Annotated in this window: 1 protein-coding gene; it reads left to right on the top strand. The window is 40.1% G+C overall.

The window, feature by feature from the left end; translation table 11 throughout:
- Positions 1-79: 79 nt before the first annotated feature.
- A partial coding sequence (locus D0T87_RS24350; protein WP_203558781.1) for a hypothetical protein occupies positions 80-389 on the top strand: 310 nt, incomplete at its 3' end.

The following is a 389-nucleotide window of genomic DNA, read 5'->3' as shown; positions in this document are numbered from 1 at the left end:
CTCTTTTTCAGATCAGGATGTCTCTAATTTACGATGACATTTATCCTTTATAAGGACCACAACGAGTTTTGCAAAGTTTATGGTAACTACATTTTTTGACCTTCTTGTAAACATTGCAACAATAACTTCTGCGATAGCAACGACGAAGAGAGCCATACCCATAGCAGAATTTCTTGTTGTGGCATTTGCGGACAGGTTTTGGAACATACCAGCACTTACTATGGCGTTTGCAATACTTTCCGCATTTTTTGCAAACCTTTTTACGTTTGTAGACAGGTCCGCAGCAAGTTATCTTACCACGTTTAGTGCATTTTTTACCACCGTACACTTTTATGTACTTGCAGGAGTAATGATAGCGACGACCTGGATCTTGGTCGTTCTCAGTCTCG

Origin of the sequence: Bacteroides sp. 51 (assembly GCF_010500965.1) — a bacterium.
Classification (GTDB): Bacteria; Bacteroidota; Bacteroidia; order Bacteroidales; family Bacteroidaceae; genus Bacteroides.
Note: the sequence above shows the minus strand (reverse complement) of the source record. Positions and strands in the feature narration are given on the sequence as shown.